This is a genomic window from Bacillus cereus group sp. BfR-BA-01355 (assembly GCF_022663675.1).
Lineage (GTDB): Bacteria > Bacillota > Bacilli > Bacillales > Bacillaceae_G > Bacillus_A > Bacillus_A thuringiensis_S.
In genome coordinates, this window is sequence record NZ_JAKUFY010000049.1 from 15,861 (window position 1) to 38,266 (window position 22,406).

A 22,406-nucleotide genomic window follows, 5' to 3' on the forward strand; every position below is an offset into this window, starting at 1 on the left:
TTTACCTCTATTCTTATCGAATTATATTAATATCTTATAACGCGAGGTGAACATCTTGTTCAGTAATATAGAATTAGTTTTAGATGCTAAAGCAAGTTTAGCTGAAGGACCATGTTGGAATGAAAAAAAGCAACTTTTATATTGGGTTGATATTATGGAGAGAAAATTATGCATATACAATCCTACCGCTAATACGAACCGAGTAATTGCTCTCAATCAACAAATTGGCTGTGTTGTTCCATATTTAGAGGATGTACTACTCTTAGCTATGGAAAACGGCTTTTATTCTATTAATGTAAATACAGAAAAACTGACACATATTTTTGACCCCGAACAACATTTAATAGAAAATCGTTTTAACGATGGAAAATGTGATCCCGCTGGTCGTTTCTGGGCAGGTACTACAGATACATACGGTATTAATGCTGCAGGTTCCTTATATTGTTTACATAATAATTTGAGTGTAGAGAAAAAAATTTCACATGTAAATACTTCAAACGGAATGGCTTGGTCACCTGATCATACATACCTTTACTTTATAGATACACCTACTAAAAAAGTGGTTCGCTATCAATATAATATACGTACTGGAGAAATTCATAATCCAAGTGATGTAATCATTTTCTCTGAAAATGACGGTCTACCTGATGGTATGACAATTGACGAAGAAGGTTGTTTATGGATTGCACATTGGGGAGGTTCAAAAATAACTAGATGGAATCCCTCTACTGGAGAACAAATATTAAGTATTCCAATTCCTGCGTTATATGTAACATCACGTACGTTTGGTGGGCCTAACTTAACTGATTTATATGTTACAACAGCCAGAACAAGAATGACGGATGACGAATTAAAACAGTATCCACATGCTGGTGGTATTTTTCGAATTCAAACAAATGTTAAAGGCTGCCCCACCTATTCATTTTGTAATGAAAATATTGGAACTGACACAATATGAACCGTATCGATTACATAAGACAAGAAGAAAAGGAATATCACGATCTTTGCTATGAACAATATAAACTATTTGAAACTGGATCTTGGCTTCACAAGCCGGTTAAAACAGTTATGGATTTAATGGACTACTTTGAAGAGAAAAACAAATTACAAGTGCTTGATCTTGGCTCTGGCGTCGGTAGAAATAGCATTCCAATTGCACAAAAGATTAAAAATGCTAGCGGAACTGTTACATGTGTTGATTTACTTGATTCCGCTTTAACAAAGCTACAAATTTATAGCAAAGAACATGACGTATTCGAGGTTATAAAAACAGAACAAACAGCAATTGAAAACTATCATATTAGATCTAATACTTATGACTATATCGTTGCAGTATCAAGTTTGGAACATGTCAAATCAGAAGAAGATTTTAAAAATGTACTCCAATCTATGAAAAGAGGTACAAAAAACGGCGGTATTAATTGTTTAATTATTAACTCTAACATACAAGAAATTGATTCAATAACGAATGAAGAATTAGAAGCTTTAATTGAAATTAATCTTTCAACCGAAGAAATGATAAGTGCTTTAAAAAGCATTTATAAAGAATGGAAAAAACTAAAAGTTGAAATAAAGGAATTAGCTTATAATATAGTTCGTAATGAAAGACACGTTCAATTAAAAACAAATGCCATTACGTTTGTCGTTCAGAAATAACACTATAAAAAGTAAGAATATTTCCTCATATATTCATAGGAATACCCTTACCTTTTATTTTGTTATTAGTTTTCGCATCATCTAAAATATAATTTTCATTCGAAATACTACTCAGCTATTAATTGAATTCATTAACTGGAAGAAATATTCCACTTCATGAGTCTCATTCAATTTATACCATGAATGAAGTGTATCCGGCGCAAATACATCTAATTTCCTTAATACTTCCATGGCAAATTCTAGAGGTGCTACACCCGATGCAGTAATAAGATTTTCACTGGATGCTACAGGTCCTACTTCATAAAAATTTTCTCCTTTATAAGTAGGACAAACCATTTTCATATAATCTAAATTATTACTTGTGTGATTTATAGAATCCAAGTAACCGTAATTTGCAAGACCTATAGTTGCACCGCAAATGGCAGCCACAATTGTACCAAGCCTTAAGGCTTCACCAACTTTTTTCAAAATAGGTTTATGTATTTCTTCACTCCAAGTATTCCCTCCAGGTAAAATTAATAGATCGTTACTCTCAAGGATACATTCATCTAGGGAAATATCCGGCTTTATATTCAAGCCCCCCATTGAAATAATCGTTTCTTTATTTATTCCAACTGTTACTACTTTAAAAGGCGCTACATCTTTTTTGAAATATCTTCCTGTATTAAGTTCAGCAATTAAATGTCCGTATTCCCAATCAGACATCGTGTCAAATACATATAGATATGCTTTTCTTGTTTGCATTCAATAACACTCCATTCATATACTACAGTTTTAAATAAAAAAAGTACTCTTTTCAAGTTTAACATTTTATGCAATATTTATGGTTTAAAATTCCAAATAAAAGAGCACTTGTTTCCGCAAGTGCTCTTTTCGGGGATTTTGAGATACCCTATTAACGAAAGTTAAGGTTACTTAAAGTTAAGAGGTATTTATACTATATGCTTGTCCTTTATATTTGTGCATAATCAATATATAAATATCTTTAGAAATATTTAAAAACTTTTATTTATAGTTCTTTCTGGCATTTTATCATTAAGAAATTTATTGAAGGTTTATTCTCCATGTTCTTATTTGATTCATCAATTTCGGAAACTTGTACTAGTCCATATTTATTAAAATCTCGTTTTATAGATTCAGAATTATAGAAGAACATTTTTACGCCTTCCATTATTTCGAAATAGTCTTTATCCAACTGTTTCCCCTTCCCAAACATTGGGGCTTTTTGAGAAACAGTTGTGAAAACCATATATCCACCTGATTTTAGCTGATTATAACAACCTTTAATAAATTGCTCTCTCTCTTGCTTATTCAACAAATGTAGAAGTGCATGACTGTATATACCATCATACGATTTGTTATTAAAAGGCATCTCATTTACCGAACCATGATAGATACTAATATCTTCTAGGCCATTTTGCATTGCTAAATCAATGGCTGTTTTTGAAATTTCAATACCTGTTACATTTATACCATTATCGATAAAAACCTTTGCATTTCTTCCATAACCAATACCCGGAACTAATATATCCTTAACGTTCTTTTCAAGAAAAAAATCTTTTGTCAAAATTGCAGATTCTGTAGGTTCAAATCCCCACATCGTTTGTTTTTCAATAAAACTTGATTCCCAAAATTCCATTATGTATCTATCTCCTTATTTTCAATCCATTTTTAGTATCAAATTAAAAGCATTTTTGTATTTGCTATAAAGTTTTTTCTTCTATTCATACCACTTACCTTAGTCATCGTAGCTCCATTGAATATAGCATAATAATAAGCCTATATCTAATATAAAGATTGGTTAAAAATCTACCCTATTTTATTAACCCTTACGTTTATAGAAAATAAAAAAACAGCCAATATTTTTATTGTAGTATTGGCTGTTTCTCATGAGAAATCATCTTTTTATATTGTACTGATCTAATATTTTTTCTAACATTTCTAAAGTTATTGGTTGTGCTTCTTTTATTAATTGATAGCCAATACGCCCATTCGGTTCCGCTGTAACTTGCTGTAAACTCTTCACATCATGAATCCCTTTTTCTCTTAATTGCATATAAAGTTGTTGTTCTGACATTTTTGCCTGCATCAAATTCTCTTTTACAATCTCTCCGTTTTCAACAATTATAATGCTACTTCCATTTAGGAATTGTTCCACCTTCCTTGATTTCAATTCAAAGAAATGAATGGTAAGTAGTATGCTTGCAAATATGATAGCTGCAAATAGAGATGGGACTACTTTTCTACTTAATACAGGTTCTACAATAATACGGCCAATTGAAACAACTATAATTATTTCAGCTCTTGTCATTTGGCTGACAGATGTACTACCTGTCATTTTCAAAACAATTATTCCTGTAAGAGTTAATATAATACTTTCCCAAATTATATTCATAATAACCCAATCCTTTAATGGTGGATATTACTATCATTCCTATTAAAAGTGTATTTTACTTCCCTATCAAATTGTTAAACCCTTCAGACCATGATGGAAATACAGGTGTCCATCCATACTCTTTACGTGCCTTATTATTTGAAGCTCCTCTTTCCCAACTATTTTTCCCATCTTGAACTTTAGGCTTAGGTGCCCCTATCGCTGCTGCATATATCGGTAACCATTCTTTACTAGTTGCTGGATAATCATCTACAATATTTATGATTCCTGAAGGCCAATTAAGAACTAGCATAGTAGCTCTTGCAGCATCTTCGACATGTATAAACGAGCTTATCCCGTCTGATGCAATAATCTCATTATTACCATCAGAAAGTATACATATTTGTCCATTAGTTTTAAGAGCTTTTTGCAATGCATGAAATCCACTATTTGTAGCAGAACATTCGAAACCATAATTATATGTTTCTATTATTTTTTCTTCTGAATCATATATGTTTTTCGCACCAAAATTCTTTGCAAAATCTCTTCTATTTTTATTAGGCTCAACAACATCCACGTGCTCAACGCCTACATAGTATTTTAAGAAATAACAAGCGAGTAAACCAATAACTCCCATTCCAGTTATAAGTACTTTTTCATCCTGTTGCGGGTTTAGTTTCAATACTCCTTTAGCGGCATCACACGAAAGAATAGATAATAAAGCAACTTTAGGTTGTATAGAACTAGGCACTCGAATTACTTTATGCCCCTTAACTATCCCTATTGTTTCATGTCCATAAAAAAAACTACTTTATCGCCTACGTTTACATGTGTTACTTTATTACCAACTTCAATCACTTCACCATAACTTTCATATCCAGTTTTTCTTGGATAAAAAGGATTCGTATCCGTAACATCGGATCCATTATACTGTGGTAACTCGGCCCCAATGCTTATAGCTCCTGCAATTGTTTTAACAATAATTTCATCGTCCTGTACGGATCTAATTTTACCCGGTTCCCACTTAAGTTGTTTCGCACCTTCTAAAACTAACTTATACTGTTCCATTCATATCCTCTCACTTTATAAAAATATATTCTCACTAAATTTCAAACAATGTATAATAGATTCATCCAAAATTAAAGCTATAACGTTGGCTAGCACCCAACAGTGATAACATGATAATTGAATTTGATGGATATAGAATAAACGAGTATGTTATTGGCCGTAACTGTTCTATTAACGAATTAATAACGATGTATTTAAATGTAAGAAATGAAGAGATATCTAATGAGGATCTGCTACGCTTATTTTGTGTACGATATTATTACAAAAAAAATCCAAAGTTACTACAAGAAGACTTCACTAGCAATGTTGTCATTGATTTAGATACGGACTATATTTATACCCCAAATAGATAACAGTAAACTAGATTGATTAGTATTTATGATTCAGCTAAGTGTTTAATAAAATAAGTAATTGCCCAAATTAATGTCGCAAATTGAGTGACAAAATACATTGTCCATTCAAAGCCAGTCAGTTTTCTCTCTCGTTTAACCTTCTTTAAGTATCTGTAAAATATGAGTGTACTTAAAAACATAAGTAACAATGATAATTGCTGTAAATCATCGACTATACGTACCGCCATAGACTCCATCGCCCTCCTATTCAAAATAAAAGCTATACTTTAAGAGTATCATTAATTGGTAGTTTATTTCCATTTTAAACACTTATGTTATAAATAAAAAGAGCACTCAGCTATTGAGTGCTCTAAAAAATATTAATTAAACTCAGTTCCTTGTAATGGTTACATGTAATTCCCCTTACTTTTTATAACTCAGTTCTATTACTTGTGGTATATACTTACTATCATATTTTCTCGTATAGATTTCTCCATCTGGAGTAACTAATTGTAAAACAATCTCACCACAAACCCCATCTAGTATTTCAAATTCACCTTGTGCATTTGAAATACTGCGTTCCTTACTTTCTTCAATTGAATCTTCATATATTTTCACATTAGATATAGGTTCGTTATTTTGATCTACGATAATACCTCTTGAATACTTACCAACCACGATGCATTGGTCATCTTTTTTATAATATTTAGTCACAACTATAGCTCCAATTATTATAGCGGCACACACAAACAAGAGAATTATTTGGCGCCTCACAACAAACCTCCTAATTCAAATTATTCTTTTCTAAACTGAAAATTCAAGTGTCTTGATTGGTTGATTTCCTCAATTACTTTACGAATACCTTCTTCAATCTTATCTTCTTTTACATTCGAAACATTTAACTTTAACAGTTTTTCTTTAGGAAAATTCCTCATATAATTCTTATCAATAGTATCGACACTTATTTGCATGTCACCTAATTTTTGTATAAGTGTTTCTGTAACTGTGTTTTTCTGCATTTCTAAACAAGTGTGTATTCCAAATGTGTTTTGTCTATTATATGTAAATAATGATTGATCTTCATTTTGCACTTTTTCTAATGTTTCTGCTAGTTTTATTGATCTATTGTAGTAGGAAGAATTAATTTTACTTTTATGACGTTCAAACATACCGCTCTTTATATAAATTTCTAAAGCCGCTTGAGAAATCATCGGACTATCAATATCTAGTATCTTTTTGTATGTATAGAAAGCATTTGCAATGGATGGTGGGATGACTGCAACTCCAACCCGTAAACCAGGAAAAATAATCTTCGAATAACTTTTCAAATATATGACATGACTACAATTATCCAAGCTATATAACGGATCTGCTTTTGAATCAGTTTCTAAATCTGCTAAATAATCATCTTCCACTATAAATACATTGTATTTCTTAGCCAATAGTGCGATTTTTTCTTTCTCATCTTTAGAATAAGAAGTTCCAAGCGGATGATGATATCTCGGTATCGTATAAAAGAATTTTATTTTTCCAGTTTGAAATATTTGCTCCAATTCATTCAAATCGATACCTTCATTCGTACGTTTAATACCGATTACAGGAACTTTATTTATTTCTAGATAATCAATATATAGATGATATGTTGGCTGTTCAATTAATACAGTTTCATTTCCATTCGGAAATGGTATAGAAGTTAATATAGCAAGCGCCTGCTGCACACCTGACGTTATAAAAATATTGTCTTCTTTCGTGAACACTTGATAATTTGCCAACTGTTTTTGAATGACTGGAATTAAAGATGGTAACCCTTTCGGTGTTCCGTATACGAACAAATCATTTTTATAAATATCAATAGCCTTATTAATGCAATGCTGAAAATCTAAATATGGGAAAACATCTGGATCTGGTGCTGAAGAAGCGAAATCAATTATCTCGTTATTTTCTATGGTACTCCCAGATTTCTTAACAACGTAGTATCCACTTTGAGGGACAGAATATATAATGTGACGCTTTTCTAATTCATGAAGCGCACGTATAACTGTTGCCTTATTACATTCATATTGCGTAACGAGTGACCGTATAGACGGTAATTTCTTCCCTTCTTTTATTTCTCCATTTTGAATCATATTTTCTATGTCATTTAAAATATGTAAATACTTATACATATTACACCTCCTCCAGCAATTCTATATTTAATTACATCGGTTCTCTATTCATATAGCATTCATTCCTCAATTAGTTAATTTTCCGATCATCTATATCGTAAATCCCAATAGCATATGAATCATTTTCAATCCATTTCTTTACTGCTTCTGTTTTAAGTACCCCTTCAACTTCTTTTTCTATTTTCTGTCCAAGTTCTCTCGCCCCTACTTCATCATCGCTAAGCTTAGTTTTTATATCAATGGTAACAGGTTGATTCTTTTTATAATTTATTTGCTGAATACCAAACCCTTCATATCCATTTTTTCTGAATACGTCATCAAATATATGTCCAAAAACTTGATTCCATCTACTCTCTGCCTTTACAACTTCTCTATTTCTTTGAGTTATATTGATTTTATAAGACGTTACACCTTGTATCACCAATCTTTTATTAATATCATTTTTTATTTCGTTACTATCTTCGCTATCAGCAATCTCTAAATCTAATATTCTTTCTTTTTCATCTCTTATAGCAGCACTAAAAAAAGATTCCTCCTTTACCGCGGCTGTAGCAATATCCATCACTATAGACTCTTCACTTTTAGCATCTTCAATCTCATTCTCACAGGCACATAATAAAGTGAAACTTTAATCATTGGGGGTTTTGTTCATCCCCAATGATTATTAGTTGAACCAATCGGGCTTTTACGGGCAGTTGATCCCCCCACCTAACTTCTTTCGCTGAATTTTGAGGTGGGGATCTTACTGCCCGTTAATGCGGGATAAAACAAGTGGAAATAAAAATACAAGTAACTTCTTTCCCTTTCTCATGCAGCACCCCTCCATATATTTTCATTTACGATAAACTTTTTACTTTGACATATAAATACCTTCTTTAATTATTTAAATTTAACATTATTTCACATTTACCCCACTTAACAAGGGAATTACAATTAATAAATAGAATATCTCTATGAATAAATAAAAAGTGAGGGATATATAATGCAACGTGTAAATACGATTGATATTAGTAATGTACTACAATTGGAAAAAACTCTTTCGACTTTATTAAATAAAATGATTTCTTCAAAACTAGACCTTGAAAATTGGTTAAAAGAGCAGTCAAAAGTAATTTGGGACATCGAAGAACAATTAAGATCACATTACATCGCCTTTCAATGTAATACGGATGATGAAGAAATAAAGGATACTTTTGAACATGATCAACAATTTGTAAAGCCACTTTTAAAGCGGTACCAAAATTTATTGGATAATAAATATTTAGAGTCACCTTTTCGAATGGAATTAGATTCTAACGTATATGGTTTATTAGATACAAAAATAAAAAATGCTCAAAAGTTATTTTGTGAGGAAAATATCGAATTAGAAATACAGGAAGACAAATTAGTCACAGAGTACTTTGAAATTACTGGAGGATTAAGTGGAATTTGGGACGGAGAAGAAAAAACGATAACAGAATTACAATCCTATTTACAAGATTCGAATCGTGACACCCGTAAAAAGGCAAAAACCATTATTTCTGAACAATTTTTATCTGTTGAAAAAGAACTCCAAAACATATTAAATCAATTAATTGAAATTCGCCATCAAAAAGCAAAAAATATTCAACTAGAGAATTATCGCGATTATATGTTCAAAAAATACGAGCGTTTTGATTATTCAGCGAAAGATTGCTATGAACTAGCTGAATCCATACGTAAGTATGTTGTGCCTCTTAAAGATAAAATATTGCTAGAGAAAAAAGATAAACTGCAATTGGATACGCTTTGCCCGTGGGATGTATCAGCTGTAACTCCAGATCAAAAAGTACTTAAACCTATTGCAAATGAAAATGATTTAATTGAAAAGAGCACTCATATCTTTAATAAACTAGATGTTGAATTTTCAGCACTTTTAAACCGAATGTATAAACACAATTGTCTTGATTTAACAAGCCGCAAAGGAAAAGCAGCTGGTGGCTTTTGTGAGTACTTACCAGCTTCACAATTATCTTATATTTTTATGAACTTAAATTATACACAAGATGATATTGTCACTTTTATACATGAAATGGGTCATAGTATTCATAACGAACTCATAAAACCATTAAAATTACGACAGTATATAAAAATTCCAGCTGAAACAGCTGAGCTAGCCAGTATGACAATGGAGTTATTCTCGCTTAATTATTGGGATACCTTCTATACAGACAAAAAAGATTTAAAACAAGCAAAAATTAACTTCTTTAAAGATGTTATTTCATATTTACCTATTATGCTTATTGTCGATCAATTTCAACACTGGCTGTATGAAAATCCAAGTCATACTTCTGAAGAAAGAAATGAAAAATACTTACAACTTCAAAAACATTATCAGTCTAGCGTCATACATATTGATGGCTACGAAAACTGGATAGCAACGAGTTGGTTACCTGTACTCCATATTTTTGAAGTACCATTTTATTATATTGAATATGCGATCGCCCAACTTGGTGCATTACAAATGTATAAACAATATAAAGAGGATCCCAAGCAAGCGCTAGAAAATTATAAAAAGGCATTATCACTAGGAAGCTCGCAATCTATAAAAGAAGTGTATGATGCAGCCGGTATTCGTTTTGATTTTTCTGGTGAAACAATTAAAGAACTAATGCTATTTGTAGAAAAAGAATTAGAATTACTTGAGCAATTATAAGAAGAAAGCTGCACCTATATTTTGGGTGTAGCTTTCTTCTTTATTTTATTAATCAGCTCTATGTACTGAGTATCTCCATATCCGATTGTTGGAAAAAGATAAAACAACTTTATTAATAATTCACGAGTTGATAAATCTTTATTTTTAGAGATGAATTTCATTACTGCATTATCTTCTGTTAACATTTCTAAAAATAAGTCTATAGCCTGATACATTACAGGTGGTACCTTATGAGAGGTCTTTTTATGGTTTACTAATACTTCATTGTATATAGAAGAATAATTCCCCAATTCAAGTTCAATTTGATTTACTTTAAATTCATCCTCTCTAAAGCTATTTAAGTATACCTTCCCTTCATAAGCAGACTGTTCAAGATGAGAAAGTATGGTAAGTAGGTTCATTTGGCAAAACATATCTTCACCAAACCATAGAACAATACATTTATACTTTTTCGTAAAAAGGTTTTCTAACGGATCTATAACCTTTTTTATATAACTTTCTACTGAACTGTTATGTCCTTTCGCTCTTGTTTTAATAAACTCTTCATTAAAAACTTGAGTAGTAGCCGAGTTCACACACATTGCCTCACTAAATGGGGCATAATCAGAATCACCCATTAGCTTTTCGTTTTTAAATTCCTCATACATAACTTGACCATTTAATATGTTAAGTACCTCTTTATCAAATAGCTCACTCTTCCTATCTCGTAACTGTTCAACCTCTATTTTTCTAGAAATATTCATTTTAAACGCCCCTTCTTTATTTAAATTTAGTTTAACAAATGATTGAATAGGCATTTTGTTAAGTTGATATTCTCTTGGATTCATTCCAAAAACATTTTTACATATTCGATTTAGCCGTTCCTATTTATAGTGCAATAGAATATTCATTTGCTGGAAATGGGAATATCGTTGACTATGAGTATTCTATTACAAAAGCACTATTTGAAGGCTACCAAGAGGAAAATGAGCTACCAAAAGAGATGAAAGACAAGTTTCCGTTATTTATTAAATTAAAGGAGATTTTTGAATATAGCTTAATGCATATGTATTGGGATAAAGATGAATTAACGGAGGAACAAGTACGGATTATGAACCTTTATAGGATGAAGATCGAAAATAAGAATACCTATATCAATATTTAAGAATACTGTTGTTTAACTACAAGGAAACTTTGGTTAAACAACAGCATTTATTAATTAGCTGACAACCTTTTTTATGACTTATAAATACTGATTCAATAATCTTTTCAAATACACTTCATTTTGCGGTGATACTTTTTCAGAAAATCTAGCTGCAATAATAATAGGAGCCCATTGAAAAACTTCATCTCTTGATATGCCGGTACGACTGCAATATATATGTAAATACATCTCAGCTAATTCTACCGAAGATTGTGAGTACAACAAGTATGTTCGAAATACATCTGCGCGAATATCACCTGAACTAGCATCTACCCAATCTATAACTTTCACTTTCTCTTCCTTACTCAAAATCAAATTAAATGGATGAAAATCTCCATGACATAGCCTAAAATCAAATGTAATAGATTCTAATTTTTGTAATATATCCTTCTTTTTGCGTTCATCCAATTTATGCACAGATTTAATTTGACGCTCTAACCTTTCCCTCATTAACTCCATTTCATCTGTATTCACATGTATATTTTGCTCATTAACACAAAAGCCGATATAACGCTCTGCCTCATTTAAATTATTAAGCAGAAGATCACCAATGTTGTCCCCTTTTACATGTTCCATAATAATTGCCTGTCTATTTTGTATCTTTGTCACTTCAAATACGTTTGGAACTGGCAGCCCGCATGAATAAGCATATTTTTGTTTTTTTGCTTCATTCATAGACTCTGTATCTGGGAGGTAATCTTTAAATAATTTTACAACCTTATCATCAGTTAAATAAATTTCTGCAGTATTCCCTTTTGCAATTGGATTACCTAGATTCACTTCATTTCTCTCCTTAAAATAAGTTTGAATAACGCTTAATCCTTTTCTTTGCATTCACTCTAATCATAACGAAAACCTTCTTCACGAAGATATAAAAAACTTACCACTTTCTATCCTTAAATAGAAAGTGGTAAGTTTAGTTCTTTAGGAATATTGGAATGAAACTCTGGTGTATACACAATAGAAAATGAATATCCCTGCTCAATAAATGATACTTCATTATGTTTACATTCAAAGGGAACATTATTTTTCTTAAAGTTATTTTGGATGTGCTGTAAAAATGCTGAATCCGGTGTTCCAAAAGAAACATGAACTTTCGGTGGTAAAGCTTTCATTGCGATTGGAATCCAAGGTCTCTGCCACCAAGTCGCGACGATATATGCAGTGCCACCTATAACAAAGTTAAAAATATCCCCATCTTCCATCGTTTTCATATTTAGATTTGATTTTAACCATTCCGTAAAAACAGGTACACTTTTAACAGGAAGACCAATTTCCCTTACGTATAAAATGTTTAAAGGTGAGTGTGGTACTAATACATCCTCTTTAACATAACTATGTGCGATAATTTCGAGTAGATTTCCATCTCCGTCTTTAAAGTATAAATTGAATAGACCATTCTCTTCACCAATTACATTTCCATTTTGCCATTTCACAATGAGTAATCCAGAGTCCTTTAACCATCTTGCTGTTTCATGGAATTTTGAATATGGGATTTCAAAAGCAAAATGTGCAGGTGCAATTGGTTCATACACTTCTTGAAAACTAATTGTTGTATAAGGTGTTATTTCAAATTGAATGAAGGATGTTGTTTCTTTTTTTATTGGAAAAGATAATATGTCCTTATAAACTTGTTTTACCCCTTCTATGGAAACCGTTTGTAGTTTTATATCTGATATATGTGTAATCACTTTACATTCCCCCTCATTTCTTATTATCTATTCGTATTGTATTACACTTATAAATAGATAAAATCAAACGGAAGGATGGATTTTTCATGTAGAAACTACAACTTTAGTATGAATATGTTAGCTTCTTTTATTGCTAGTACACTAACGTTTCAAAACAAATATCCTCCATATTTCGTTTTTTAATTAACACTTTACTTATTTCTATTTTTTCAAATTTCCCCTGCATTGTTTCCATATAAAAAAGCTGCCTTTCCTTAAATGAAAAGCAACTTTTACGATAAAATACATTAAGGTTTTACAGCAATAATCATAAATCTTTTTGAATTAGTACGAATCCCTTTTTCAAAACTATACGTATCAATGAACTTTTGTAAAATAGTAAAATCCTCTTCCTGTTCTCCGAATCTAGGAATAATAGGGGTATGTTTTAATAAGAAAATGAGATCTTCAGACCTACTGTAATAATCAGTAACATCATATTCACGTACTTGCACGAGATCAAATCCTGCACTAATAAGTTCATTCATATACTTTTCTTTTAAAGTACCATCCCGTTCACCTAAGCATTGCCCTCTACCAAATGCTTCTTTCAGGTTTAATTTATCATTCTCACTTACTTGTTGTGTTAAGAAAAAGGCACCCTTTTTCATTACTTTCGCTAACTCAGATGCCAGAAACGGGGCATGACAACTTGAAGCAATATCAAAATGTGCATGTGGAAATGTTAAAGCTTCAGAACCCATTTGAAGAAACTCAACATTTTGTACACCTGATTTTTTCAAGTTAGAATGTGCCGTTGCAATCATGCCGTTAGAATTATCAATTCCAATCAACAATTTAGCTGATGATGCTATGTTAAGTACATTTTCTCCTCCCCCTGTACCAACATCAAGTAAAATATGTGATGGTTTACACCTTTCTTTTACCTCACTATAAAAGTCCCATGTATCTCCTACAGTTTCACATTTTATTTTACTAAAATCCCATCCATTTAATCTTCCTACTTTATCATAGAAGCTTTTATACTCTAATTCGTTCATCTTATTACTTCCCCTTTGTAAAAATAAATTAAATATGTATAATAACCTACGACACTCCTTAATTATATATTATAAATTACAAATTATTAAAACAATATTTCCCTTCACACTACAATAAGTTTACATAACATTTTTATGGTTTATCTTTATCTATATATTCTAAATGCCCTCTTCCCCAACTACACATACTATCCAAAACAGTACTGACTGTTTTTCCATGTTCAGTTAAGCTATATTCTACTTTAGGTGGTATTTCTTGATAAATTTCGCGTTTTATTAGTTGATCTTGCTCTAATTCACGTAATTGCTTCGCTAACGTCCCTTGAGATATATCTGGTATCAATCGCTTTAATTCACCAAAACGTTTCATTCCATCTGTTAGCAAAATAAACAAAATGAGTGGCTTCCATTTCCCACCGATTATTTGTAATGTTGCTATTACCCCTTTTAACTTCGGTTCTTGTAAATCCATTTTTCTCACCTCTCCTCAGATATCATAAAGTGAAACTTTAATCAGTGAGGGTTTTGTTCATCCCAAACTGATTATTAGTTGAACCAATCGGGCTTTTACGGGCAATTGATCTCTTACCTAACTTCCTTGCATTTTCCTAACTTTGAGGTGAGAGTTTTACTGCCCGTTAATGCGGGATAAACCATATTTAGCGATTTTTCCAATTACTTATCCGCATAAATAGCGATTAGTACGAAATTTACGACTATGTACATATAAAGTGCGTACTTTTCACTTGCTCCCTTTTAGCGAATAATAAAAGCATAGCACAGTTATATTCTAAATTTTTTATTAAAGGAGTGGCTAAAATATGTCTATTACTACATTAGAAAATAGTCGTATTGTTATCATTGGCGGGAGTTCTGGTATTGGATTGGCAACGGCAAAACAAGTAATTGAACAAGGAGCACATGTTATTATTGCAGGGCGTTCGGAAGAAAAATTAAAAGTTGCTAAAAAATTAATAAATAGCAATCATCTTCAAACTTATATATTGGATAATCAAAATAAAGAGCAATTACAAATTTTTTTCAAGACAGTTGGGAACTTTGATCATTTATTCACACCGGGAGCCTCTTACACACTTGGACCAATTACCTCTACAGAGGAAATTGCTGAAAGTAGCTTCATCGGAAAGTTTTGGCCTCAATATTATGCCGTAAAATATGCAATTCCTTTTCTTTCAAACTCTGGATCTATCGTGTTAATGTCCGGTGCATTTAGTCAAAGACCACTTAAAGGCGCACCTGCTTATGGAGCTTGCAATGGTGCTATTGAAAGTTTAGGGAAGGCTTTAGCTGTGGAATTAGCTCCTATTAGAGTTAATGTGGTTTCTCCTGGAACAATACAAAAAGAAAATGAACAAAATGAAAATAGACTAGTTGCTTACGAAGCTTATAAATCTCTTTCACTTGTACAACGAGCTGGATATAATGATGAAATTGCACATACTGTCCTATATTTAATGCAAAATAGTTTTACTACGGGTAATGTATTGTTTCCTGATGGAGGGTACACATATCATTAAATTATTTAAGACAAAAGCCCCTTATTACGGTGGCTTTTGTTGCTCATTTAAACATTGCTGAAATTTCCAAATAGATGATTACATTACTTTAGTACCAACTGGTTGGTTTTTAGATGATTCATTACAATCCGCTCATTTTGTACATTTGCAAATAAAATTGTGCTAGTAGTTGACGAATCGAATCTCGAAGTAATTTGTCTTGATATTTATGGATAAGTTTCCAAAGAAAAAAGGCATATAATTAATGCCTTTTTTCTTTATCATTATTTAACTGGATAACAAACTTCTGTAACCCACTTATTAGGATCCGATTCCATCGCTGGGCTCACATGATAAATATTAAACATCGGGCCTGCTAATTTGTAACCTTCTGTCTCAATCCATTTTGCCGCAGCCTCATTTACAGCTGTCATCTGTTCATAACTTCCATTAACTGTTATAGAAGCTACATTGGTTGATTTCATATTTTTAAATGTAACGTCTTTTGTATTTTCGTGCTTACCTAGAATACTTAGCTGTATTTCTATATCTACATCATTTTCTTTGTATTCACGATCATGGAAAACCGCAATACTATAACTCGGATGGGCAATACTAATATTTTTCATTTGAATTTCTTGCATTAATACACTCCATAAATCACCTTCGCAATTATACGATGGAATAATCTTTCTAACACTAGCTACAGTTCTTTCTGGAATTTCTTTTATTGAAACATGATAATTCATCTCAACAACATCCTCTCTCATCGTTTTCATTGAGTCTTCGAGGAGACGTAATTGTTTTTGGAGGTTATTCATGTCTTCTTTAATTTGAGCACTACGATTTAAAAATTGCTCTTTTATGCTATCTATATTATCGCATTCTATTATTTCTTTGATGGTAGCAATATTAAACCCCATAGCTTTTAATGTTTGAATTTGATTTACTTTTTTTAATTGGTCAGCTGAATAAAATCGATATCCACTCTGCTCATCGACTTTTACTGGTTGTAATAATTCCACTTTATCGTAGTGTCTCAACATACGTATACTAATGGAAGATAGTTTCGAAAAATCCCCTATTTTAAACATGATTTCCTCCTATAAGTTACATCTACTTTGAAGCTCAACTTCATCATAAACAATGACATTATGTGAGGGTCAACTATTTTTAACGATTTAAATAACAACTTAACATGTTATATTTATATAATTAAAAACCTATATTCCTGTTTTTATGACTACTGCAATTGATAACCATTAGTTATTTTTCTCAAGACATTCATAAACCGCCATCATATCTCGTTTATCCAACTCACGAATACGATTAAAAATTGGTATTTGCCCAACAGCTTCTGTTAATAAGCTCTCATCCACAACATCACTAACTTTTCCAGTTAACCACGTTTGTACATCCACGCCCTCGACAACTTCTTTTAACCCTTCGTCATTAATACCACTTGCATTACAAGTTACACATGGAATTGTTAGTTTAAAGACACCATCATGTAGATTATCTTCGGTTATCACTTTCTTACCTTTACAAAATGGACATGGATTACTTTTTTTAATTTTATTAATTTGGGTAACTATTTTTTTGTATCCAAACGCTTCGTATACATACGTAAGTTTTTTATATTTACCATTTGTGAAATACTTATCTATAATGTTTTCTCTCGTTTCATAAACATTAGGGAAATCACAAACAGTTACTTGATTATTAACACTAATGGATTCGATATTTCCTTTTATTTCACCCCAGAATGGTAAGACATTTTGTAACACCATTTCATAGTTTGAAAAGCTTGCTTGTTCTAATTCAAACATCTTCAGTGCAACTTGTGCTTTTCTTGGCAATAAAGAAACATCTTCTGTCAATACCATATCGCCACCAACAATAGACTTCAATTTAACAAGTGTCGGTAAATCACCAACTGTTTTCACTACTTCATTAATAGGCTGATTAATTATTTCACGAATATCTACGTTATCAAATTTAAGTGGTTTATGATGATTTAAAACCGTCCCCTCGCAAATTGGACATTTCATCATTTTTTTTGAACTTTTAATTTCTTCTTTAATAGGTGCTTTTGAAATAACAATATATCCACCAATAATTGTATTAAATCCTACCCATGTTCTGCGTGTCTTTCCTTTTTTATCATAAAATGATTTTTCAAAATACCCGTACCAAAACGTATGCTTTTCTTCTTCTGACATATCATTATAGCTCTTTGACAAATCGTGATCAAGCTCATTTTTTATTTCTTCGAATAGAAATTCTATTTTTTCATGCTGATAAAATTTTAATACCTTCATGATTTCTGGATCGAATAGCCCATCCCAAAATGGAACACTTTTATCTTGAATGGCAATATCTTTATCAAAAACTTCAATTTGAAGACGTCCAGAACAAGATGGACAATGATTGTCCTGTGAATAGAAATCAAAACTTCTCGTATCTTTATTAATTGGATGAGCAGCTACAATATGATTAATTAATCCACCAATCTCATATAAGAAACTATATTGACTATATAAATGTCTTTCAAGATCAATAGCAATAACAGGTGCGATTGTATCAGATTCATATTCACCATAAATTAACCTAGCCATTGATGATAAACTTTTTAAAATACCGCCCTTATAAATATTTTCGGCATTTTTAAAATAGTTAATATGATTTTCTTCTAAATAGTGAACCCCTTTTTTCTGCTTAAGCATTGAAGAGATGTGTATTTTCTCTGTGCTATTCACATTACTTTTTTGACGATAGTAATCCTCATGATTGACAACATCCAAATGCTCTATAGATTCATTCTGCCTTTTTCCAAAATCAACTATATAATCAGAGCTTTCTAACATGTAACAATTATGCTCAATCATAATGATCGAAACTGATTCATCTTGCAGAATACCTCTAATACTATCGATAAATTGATTTAAAATATTTTGTGATAAACCTTTTGAAGGCTCATCAAAAATAAATAATGTATGTGGATTTCTAGTGTTTGCAAATAATTCCGAAACTAAATGAACACATTGAAACTCACCTGTCGATAATGTTTGTGTTTTTCTCTCTAATGTTAAATAGCCAAGCCCTAATTTAATTAGTAGGCTCAAACGTTTATAAGCGATATCTTCATTTGGAAGTTCATCAATAATATCCTCAATCGAGCGCTCAAAAATATCATCAATGTCTTCACTATACTTTGTCAGTTTCTTTTTAATATCTAGGAAAGTTGCTACAGTTGATCGACTTGTAATTGATTGATTTCGGTCTTGTCCTACCATAACTAATTTATCTTTTGGATATCGTTTCAAAAAATCTGTAGCTAGACATTCGTTGACAAGTGTAGATTTCCCACATCCTGATTCTCCTGTAACTGTTACAAGCCTGTTTTTAGGAATTTGAAACTCAGCCATTTGGATATTACGGCAATATAAATCATAGAATGTATAATATTCTGTTGGTATTTCTTTATTTCGATCCCACAGTATTGACTTTGGTCTTGGTGATTCTTCCACAATTTTCCCGCCATATTTTCCGCTACCAGGTCCAAAGAACAATTGCTCATCAGTTGTATCTAGTACTGTATCTGAATGATCAATAAGCCAAATTTGATTTTTACACCCTAATCGTTTAATCTCTTCTAAAATTTGTAATAAAGTTTCATGATCAAGTCCAACTGAAATCTCATCAATAATAATTACAGCATTTTCACTTACTGCCATGAATTCGGCCAAATAAAGTCGTGTTAACTCTCCACCTGATAACGTACCCATAATTCGATTTAATGTTAAATAACCAATGTTCATATTAATAATATTTTGCAGTATATGCTGTTTTTCTTCACTAATATTTAACTCTTTTGCTAGTGAAAGAATAGATTCAATACTTAAATCATTAATATTTGAGATTGAATGTGGCTTGTCCAACAAATCAATTTCATGTTGTTCAATTTCTTCACTATAACGTTTTCCCTTACATTTTTTACACTCAACATTTTTTGTAGTACCACGGCCTTTACAACCAGTACACCAGCCTAATTGATTATTAAATGAAAAGACCTCTGGAGAAAGATTAAATACCTCAGCAAGTTTTTCCCGAACCTCTGTAAAAACACCAGTATGAGTACCAATCGTTGAACGCGGATTAGACGAAATCGATGATTTTCCTAGAAAAAGTACTAAAGGTATTTCTTCCATCTTAATGGCACTAAAATTTGTTTCCATAATGTTAGGAAATAAATATTGATATTCAGCCTTTGGCAATAAAGAAACTAATCGTTTTTTTGATTCTTCACCAATTGTTTGGCAAAAAGTTGTTTTACCCGATCCAGATAAACCAGCAATTCCAAACGATTTATTAAACGGTATAGTTGCATCTAATTTATTTATGTTATTAGCAATTAATTGATTTACTTTCATATTAACCTCTATTCTTATTTATTCACAAAAGCATTTTTACAATATAATAATTACATAATGAATATTACCTATTATGCAATTATCCTCTCGCTTCATGAATCTTATCCTTGTATATTTCAAACCATTGTTGCCATTCATCTTTAGAAAATTCTTTCTCTTCTCCTTTTAAAACGTAAGAAAAAAGATTTAAACAAATATGCCAACCAGCTATATCTCTCGGTGTATGATCTGTTAATTCATGAATGTACTCTTTAAGAAGTAAAAGAGTACCATTTTCCTCTTTATGTATTTCAAATCGGACACGGTCTTTATCCCAAGTAAATTCAAGTACTGAGTTTAGTTGACATTCTAAAATATCAATGTTTATGAATGAACCGTCCATCATGTCGAACTTTATTATTCCACCAGTTTTAAGGCTTTCAATCTGTAAATTGGACATCCATTTTTTCAGCTTACTGTTTTCTGTTAATACAGACCAAACTTCCTCTACCGTATATGGAAATTCACGTTCAAATTTTACAATATATCCATCAGTTAGTTTCCCAATTTCAGCTATCATTTTGATTGCCTCCTTATACAGAATATATGTTCTCACTTCATTTTACACGAATATAAATATAAAATAAATATTTATGACAACGAAGTGTTAATTTAAATTGAATGGTGCTGAGAAAAACTTAAATATTTTCTAAATCCAGTTATATAATATTAAAAATTAAATATAGATTTACGTACAAATAAAAAAGCCGCATTTGCGACTTATGAAATCATAGGATTAACTCCTGTTTTGTTGAATGATTAACGCTTAATCGCATCGACAATTAGCGATGGAAAACCAAGTTTATCGCCTTTATTTCTAGAATCATACCTTTTCGAACGGAAAATAACACCGTCGTTTGCATCCCATTTGTTGTAATAAAACCGACCATTTTCATCACAATATTCAAGTAAAACTACCTCGAATCCAGCAGTTTCAAACATTTCCGTTAATGTTATATAATTATGAACGATTTTATGACTTGCTGCTGGATGATCTTTCGGACCGGGTCCCCCTATTTGAACTATATTTTGATATGCCTCATCCTGAAAGAATGCATCAGGGACTCCGCACCGAATATGACCAGATGGTTTTAAAAATTCATAACAAATTTCAGCTGCTCTTACACCTTCTTCAAAAGTAAGGTGTTCCCATACATGCTCAGCTAAAATAGCTGAAATAGAGTTGTATTCAAATCTTTCTTCCCACGTAGCTTTATCTAGTAAGTTAAGTTCATCTTCTTGCGTTTGAATCCAACCTGGATTATTATTAAACACTCCAGCTCCGGCAACTACTTTAATTTCGTCTTGTTTTATTGCCACCATGTTCACCTCTTAAATATTTTAATTCATTAATATATTCTATGTTTACTATTATCCTTCCTCCTTTAACAAATTTAGTACCATGAGTGCAGTACAATACCGAACTCATGTCCTAAAACTCTCTAACGCAACGATCTGTCTAACTCTATAAAATTAGTTCATAATATACGATTTTTCTTACAGAAATATAGCACAGCAAACATTAGCATAATACCAATTACGTAAAAAATTGTTGTTCCGCTCCCACCAGTATTAGGAATTACCCAATTATTCTTCGCATTTTTCACTGTTATTTTTTGTGTCTTTACTGCTTCTGTAATTTCTATTTCTATTGGATCCCTAAGTAACATGTATCCGTTCGGTGCTTTTATTTCTTTAATCGTATACTTTCCAATTGCTAATTGGTTGGAAATTACCTTTCCTTTTTCATCCGTTATTAATCTACTAACTTCTTTCCCTTCTTTATCTAACACTTGAAATACAGCGCCTTTTAGCTTTAATTCACTATCCTTATCATCAACTTTTTCAATTTCAAATTGCCCAGTCGGATCTGGCAATTTCTTATTTTCTATTTTAATTTCTACTACTGTATCTTTTTCTATTTTTACAGCTATTTTTTCTTTTAATAATTCATAACCTTTAGGTGCCTCTATTTCCACTAGGGTATAGTTTCCTATTGGTAAGTCCTTTGATATCATTTCTCCTTTTTCATCTGTTATTAACTCTCCAACTACTTTTCCTTTTGAATCTTCTATATGAAACTTTGCTCCTGCTAGTTTTTTATTTTTATCACTTATGTCTACTTTCACAAGCTTCATTTTCCCCATTGGATCTGGCAATTTCTTATTTCCTATTTTAATTTCTACTACTGCATCTTTTTCTATTTTTACAGTTATTTTTTCTTTTAATAATTC

The 22,406-nt window shown here is 31.5% G+C and carries 25 protein-coding genes; 6 read left to right on the forward strand and 19 right to left on the reverse strand.

Annotated features, from left to right (window positions below):
• Positions 1-55: 55 nt before the first annotated feature.
• Together MR167_RS17115 and MR167_RS17120 are read left to right on the forward strand one after the other, a co-directional pair.
• Positions 56-958: an SMP-30/gluconolactonase/LRE family protein gene (locus MR167_RS17115; RefSeq protein WP_242315066.1), complete on the forward strand. Its 903-nt coding sequence runs from the start codon at positions 56-58 to the stop codon at positions 956-958.
• A complete protein-coding gene (locus MR167_RS17120) occupies positions 955-1,656 on the forward strand; it encodes a class I SAM-dependent methyltransferase (RefSeq protein ID WP_001079446.1) in 702 nt (233 codons plus the stop codon). The genes MR167_RS17115 and MR167_RS17120 overlap by 4 nt, the downstream gene beginning before the upstream one ends.
• 111 nt (positions 1,657-1,767) lie before the next feature.
• Here the strand turns inward: MR167_RS17120 and MR167_RS17125 are convergent, their stop codons facing one another.
• The 5 genes from MR167_RS17125 to MR167_RS33365 all read right to left on the reverse strand — a co-directional run bounded on the left by MR167_RS17125 (position 1,768) and on the right by MR167_RS33365 (position 5,098).
• A complete protein-coding gene (locus MR167_RS17125) occupies positions 1,768-2,400 on the reverse strand; it encodes a type 1 glutamine amidotransferase family protein (RefSeq protein WP_001194778.1) in 633 nt (210 codons plus the stop codon).
• A 265-nt stretch (positions 2,401-2,665) separates the two neighbouring features.
• Complete coding sequence (locus tag MR167_RS17130) at positions 2,666-3,295, reverse strand: class I SAM-dependent methyltransferase (RefSeq protein WP_242315068.1); 630 nt, start codon at positions 3,293-3,295, stop codon at positions 2,666-2,668.
• A gap of 258 nt (positions 3,296-3,553) precedes the next feature.
• Positions 3,554-4,051 (reverse strand): DUF421 domain-containing protein, encoded by a 498-nt coding sequence (locus MR167_RS17135; RefSeq protein ID WP_001021710.1) that lies wholly within the window; start codon positions 4,049-4,051, stop codon positions 3,554-3,556.
• A 55-nt stretch (positions 4,052-4,106) separates the two neighbouring features.
• Complete coding sequence (locus tag MR167_RS17140) at positions 4,107-4,781, reverse strand: zinc-binding dehydrogenase (protein WP_003258674.1); 675 nt, start codon at positions 4,779-4,781, stop codon at positions 4,107-4,109.
• Between the two features lie 29 nt (positions 4,782-4,810).
• Positions 4,811-5,098, reverse strand: coding sequence for an alcohol dehydrogenase catalytic domain-containing protein (locus tag MR167_RS33365; RefSeq protein ID WP_003258676.1), 288 nt, complete (start codon positions 5,096-5,098; stop codon positions 4,811-4,813).
• Between the two features lie 110 nt (positions 5,099-5,208).
• On the opposite strand from MR167_RS33365, the gene MR167_RS17150 reads away from it, so the two are divergent.
• Positions 5,209-5,451, forward strand: coding sequence for a hypothetical protein (locus MR167_RS17150; RefSeq protein ID WP_242315070.1), 243 nt, complete (start codon positions 5,209-5,211; stop codon positions 5,449-5,451).
• 23 nt (positions 5,452-5,474) lie between these two features.
• Here the strand turns inward: MR167_RS17150 and MR167_RS17155 are convergent, their stop codons facing one another.
• From MR167_RS17155 to MR167_RS17170, 4 genes are all read right to left on the reverse strand, one after another.
• Positions 5,475-5,678, reverse strand: coding sequence for a hypothetical protein (locus tag MR167_RS17155; RefSeq protein ID WP_000290889.1), 204 nt, complete (start codon positions 5,676-5,678; stop codon positions 5,475-5,477).
• Between the two features lie 175 nt (positions 5,679-5,853).
• Positions 5,854-6,204 (reverse strand): hypothetical protein, encoded by a 351-nt coding sequence (locus MR167_RS17160; protein WP_001254188.1) that lies wholly within the window; start codon positions 6,202-6,204, stop codon positions 5,854-5,856.
• Between the two features lie 20 nt (positions 6,205-6,224).
• Positions 6,225-7,595, reverse strand: coding sequence for an aminotransferase-like domain-containing protein (locus tag MR167_RS17165; protein WP_242315072.1), 1,371 nt, complete (start codon positions 7,593-7,595; stop codon positions 6,225-6,227).
• A gap of 70 nt (positions 7,596-7,665) precedes the next feature.
• Positions 7,666-8,157, reverse strand: a complete 492-nt coding sequence (locus tag MR167_RS17170) for a DUF4030 domain-containing protein (protein ID WP_074790134.1) — start codon at positions 8,155-8,157, stop codon at positions 7,666-7,668.
• A gap of 420 nt (positions 8,158-8,577) precedes the next feature.
• On the opposite strand from MR167_RS17170, the gene MR167_RS17175 reads away from it, so the two are divergent.
• The gene (locus MR167_RS17175; protein ID WP_242315074.1) at positions 8,578-10,269 is read left to right on the forward strand and encodes a M3 family oligoendopeptidase; all 1,692 of its coding nucleotides are present in this window, start codon (positions 8,578-8,580) and stop codon (positions 10,267-10,269) included.
• A gap of 14 nt (positions 10,270-10,283) precedes the next feature.
• Here the strand turns inward: MR167_RS17175 and MR167_RS17180 are convergent, their stop codons facing one another.
• The gene (locus tag MR167_RS17180; protein WP_242315076.1) at positions 10,284-11,096 is read right to left on the reverse strand and encodes an AraC family transcriptional regulator; all 813 of its coding nucleotides are present in this window, start codon (positions 11,094-11,096) and stop codon (positions 10,284-10,286) included.
• On the opposite strand from MR167_RS17180, the gene MR167_RS17185 reads away from it, so the two are divergent.
• Positions 11,087-11,413, forward strand: coding sequence for an aminoglycoside phosphotransferase (locus MR167_RS17185; protein ID WP_106082191.1), 327 nt, complete (start codon positions 11,087-11,089; stop codon positions 11,411-11,413). The genes MR167_RS17180 and MR167_RS17185 overlap by 10 nt on opposite strands.
• 78 nt (positions 11,414-11,491) lie before the next feature.
• Here the strand turns inward: MR167_RS17185 and MR167_RS17190 are convergent, their stop codons facing one another.
• From MR167_RS17190 to MR167_RS17205, 4 genes are all read right to left on the reverse strand, one after another.
• A complete protein-coding gene (locus MR167_RS17190; RefSeq protein ID WP_242315078.1) occupies positions 11,492-12,232 on the reverse strand; it encodes a phosphotransferase family protein in 741 nt (246 codons plus the stop codon).
• Between the two features lie 116 nt (positions 12,233-12,348).
• Positions 12,349-13,143: a VOC family protein gene (locus tag MR167_RS17195; protein ID WP_016098556.1), complete on the reverse strand. Its 795-nt coding sequence runs from the start codon at positions 13,141-13,143 to the stop codon at positions 12,349-12,351.
• A gap of 287 nt (positions 13,144-13,430) precedes the next feature.
• A complete protein-coding gene (locus MR167_RS17200) occupies positions 13,431-14,183 on the reverse strand; it encodes a class I SAM-dependent methyltransferase (RefSeq protein ID WP_016077656.1) in 753 nt (250 codons plus the stop codon).
• 133 nt (positions 14,184-14,316) lie between these two features.
• Positions 14,317-14,655 carry a winged helix-turn-helix transcriptional regulator gene (locus tag MR167_RS17205; protein ID WP_000365520.1) on the reverse strand — a complete coding sequence of 113 codons (339 nt, stop codon included), beginning with the start codon at positions 14,653-14,655 and terminating at the stop codon, positions 14,317-14,319.
• A 349-nt stretch (positions 14,656-15,004) separates the two neighbouring features.
• On the opposite strand from MR167_RS17205, the gene MR167_RS17210 reads away from it, so the two are divergent.
• The gene (locus MR167_RS17210) at positions 15,005-15,721 is read left to right on the forward strand and encodes an SDR family oxidoreductase (RefSeq protein ID WP_000029094.1); all 717 of its coding nucleotides are present in this window, start codon (positions 15,005-15,007) and stop codon (positions 15,719-15,721) included.
• Between the two features lie 263 nt (positions 15,722-15,984).
• Here the strand turns inward: MR167_RS17210 and MR167_RS17215 are convergent, their stop codons facing one another.
• The 5 genes from MR167_RS17215 to MR167_RS17235 all read right to left on the reverse strand — a co-directional run.
• Entirely contained in the window at positions 15,985-16,794 is an 810-nt protein-coding gene (locus MR167_RS17215) for a MerR family transcriptional regulator (protein WP_074790125.1), read from the reverse strand.
• 168 nt (positions 16,795-16,962) lie between these two features.
• A complete protein-coding gene (locus tag MR167_RS17220; RefSeq protein WP_242315079.1) occupies positions 16,963-20,133 on the reverse strand; it encodes an ATP-binding cassette domain-containing protein in 3,171 nt (1,056 codons plus the stop codon).
• A 79-nt stretch (positions 20,134-20,212) separates the two neighbouring features.
• Complete coding sequence (locus MR167_RS17225) at positions 20,213-20,692, reverse strand: SRPBCC family protein (RefSeq protein WP_000559842.1); 480 nt, start codon at positions 20,690-20,692, stop codon at positions 20,213-20,215.
• A 239-nt stretch (positions 20,693-20,931) separates the two neighbouring features.
• Positions 20,932-21,495 carry a class I SAM-dependent methyltransferase gene (locus MR167_RS17230; protein ID WP_000225718.1) on the reverse strand — a complete coding sequence of 188 codons (564 nt, stop codon included), beginning with the start codon at positions 21,493-21,495 and terminating at the stop codon, positions 20,932-20,934.
• 155 nt (positions 21,496-21,650) lie between these two features.
• Positions 21,651-22,406: MSCRAMM family protein (locus MR167_RS17235; RefSeq protein ID WP_242315080.1), on the reverse strand; the 756-nt coding region annotated here is incomplete at its 5' end.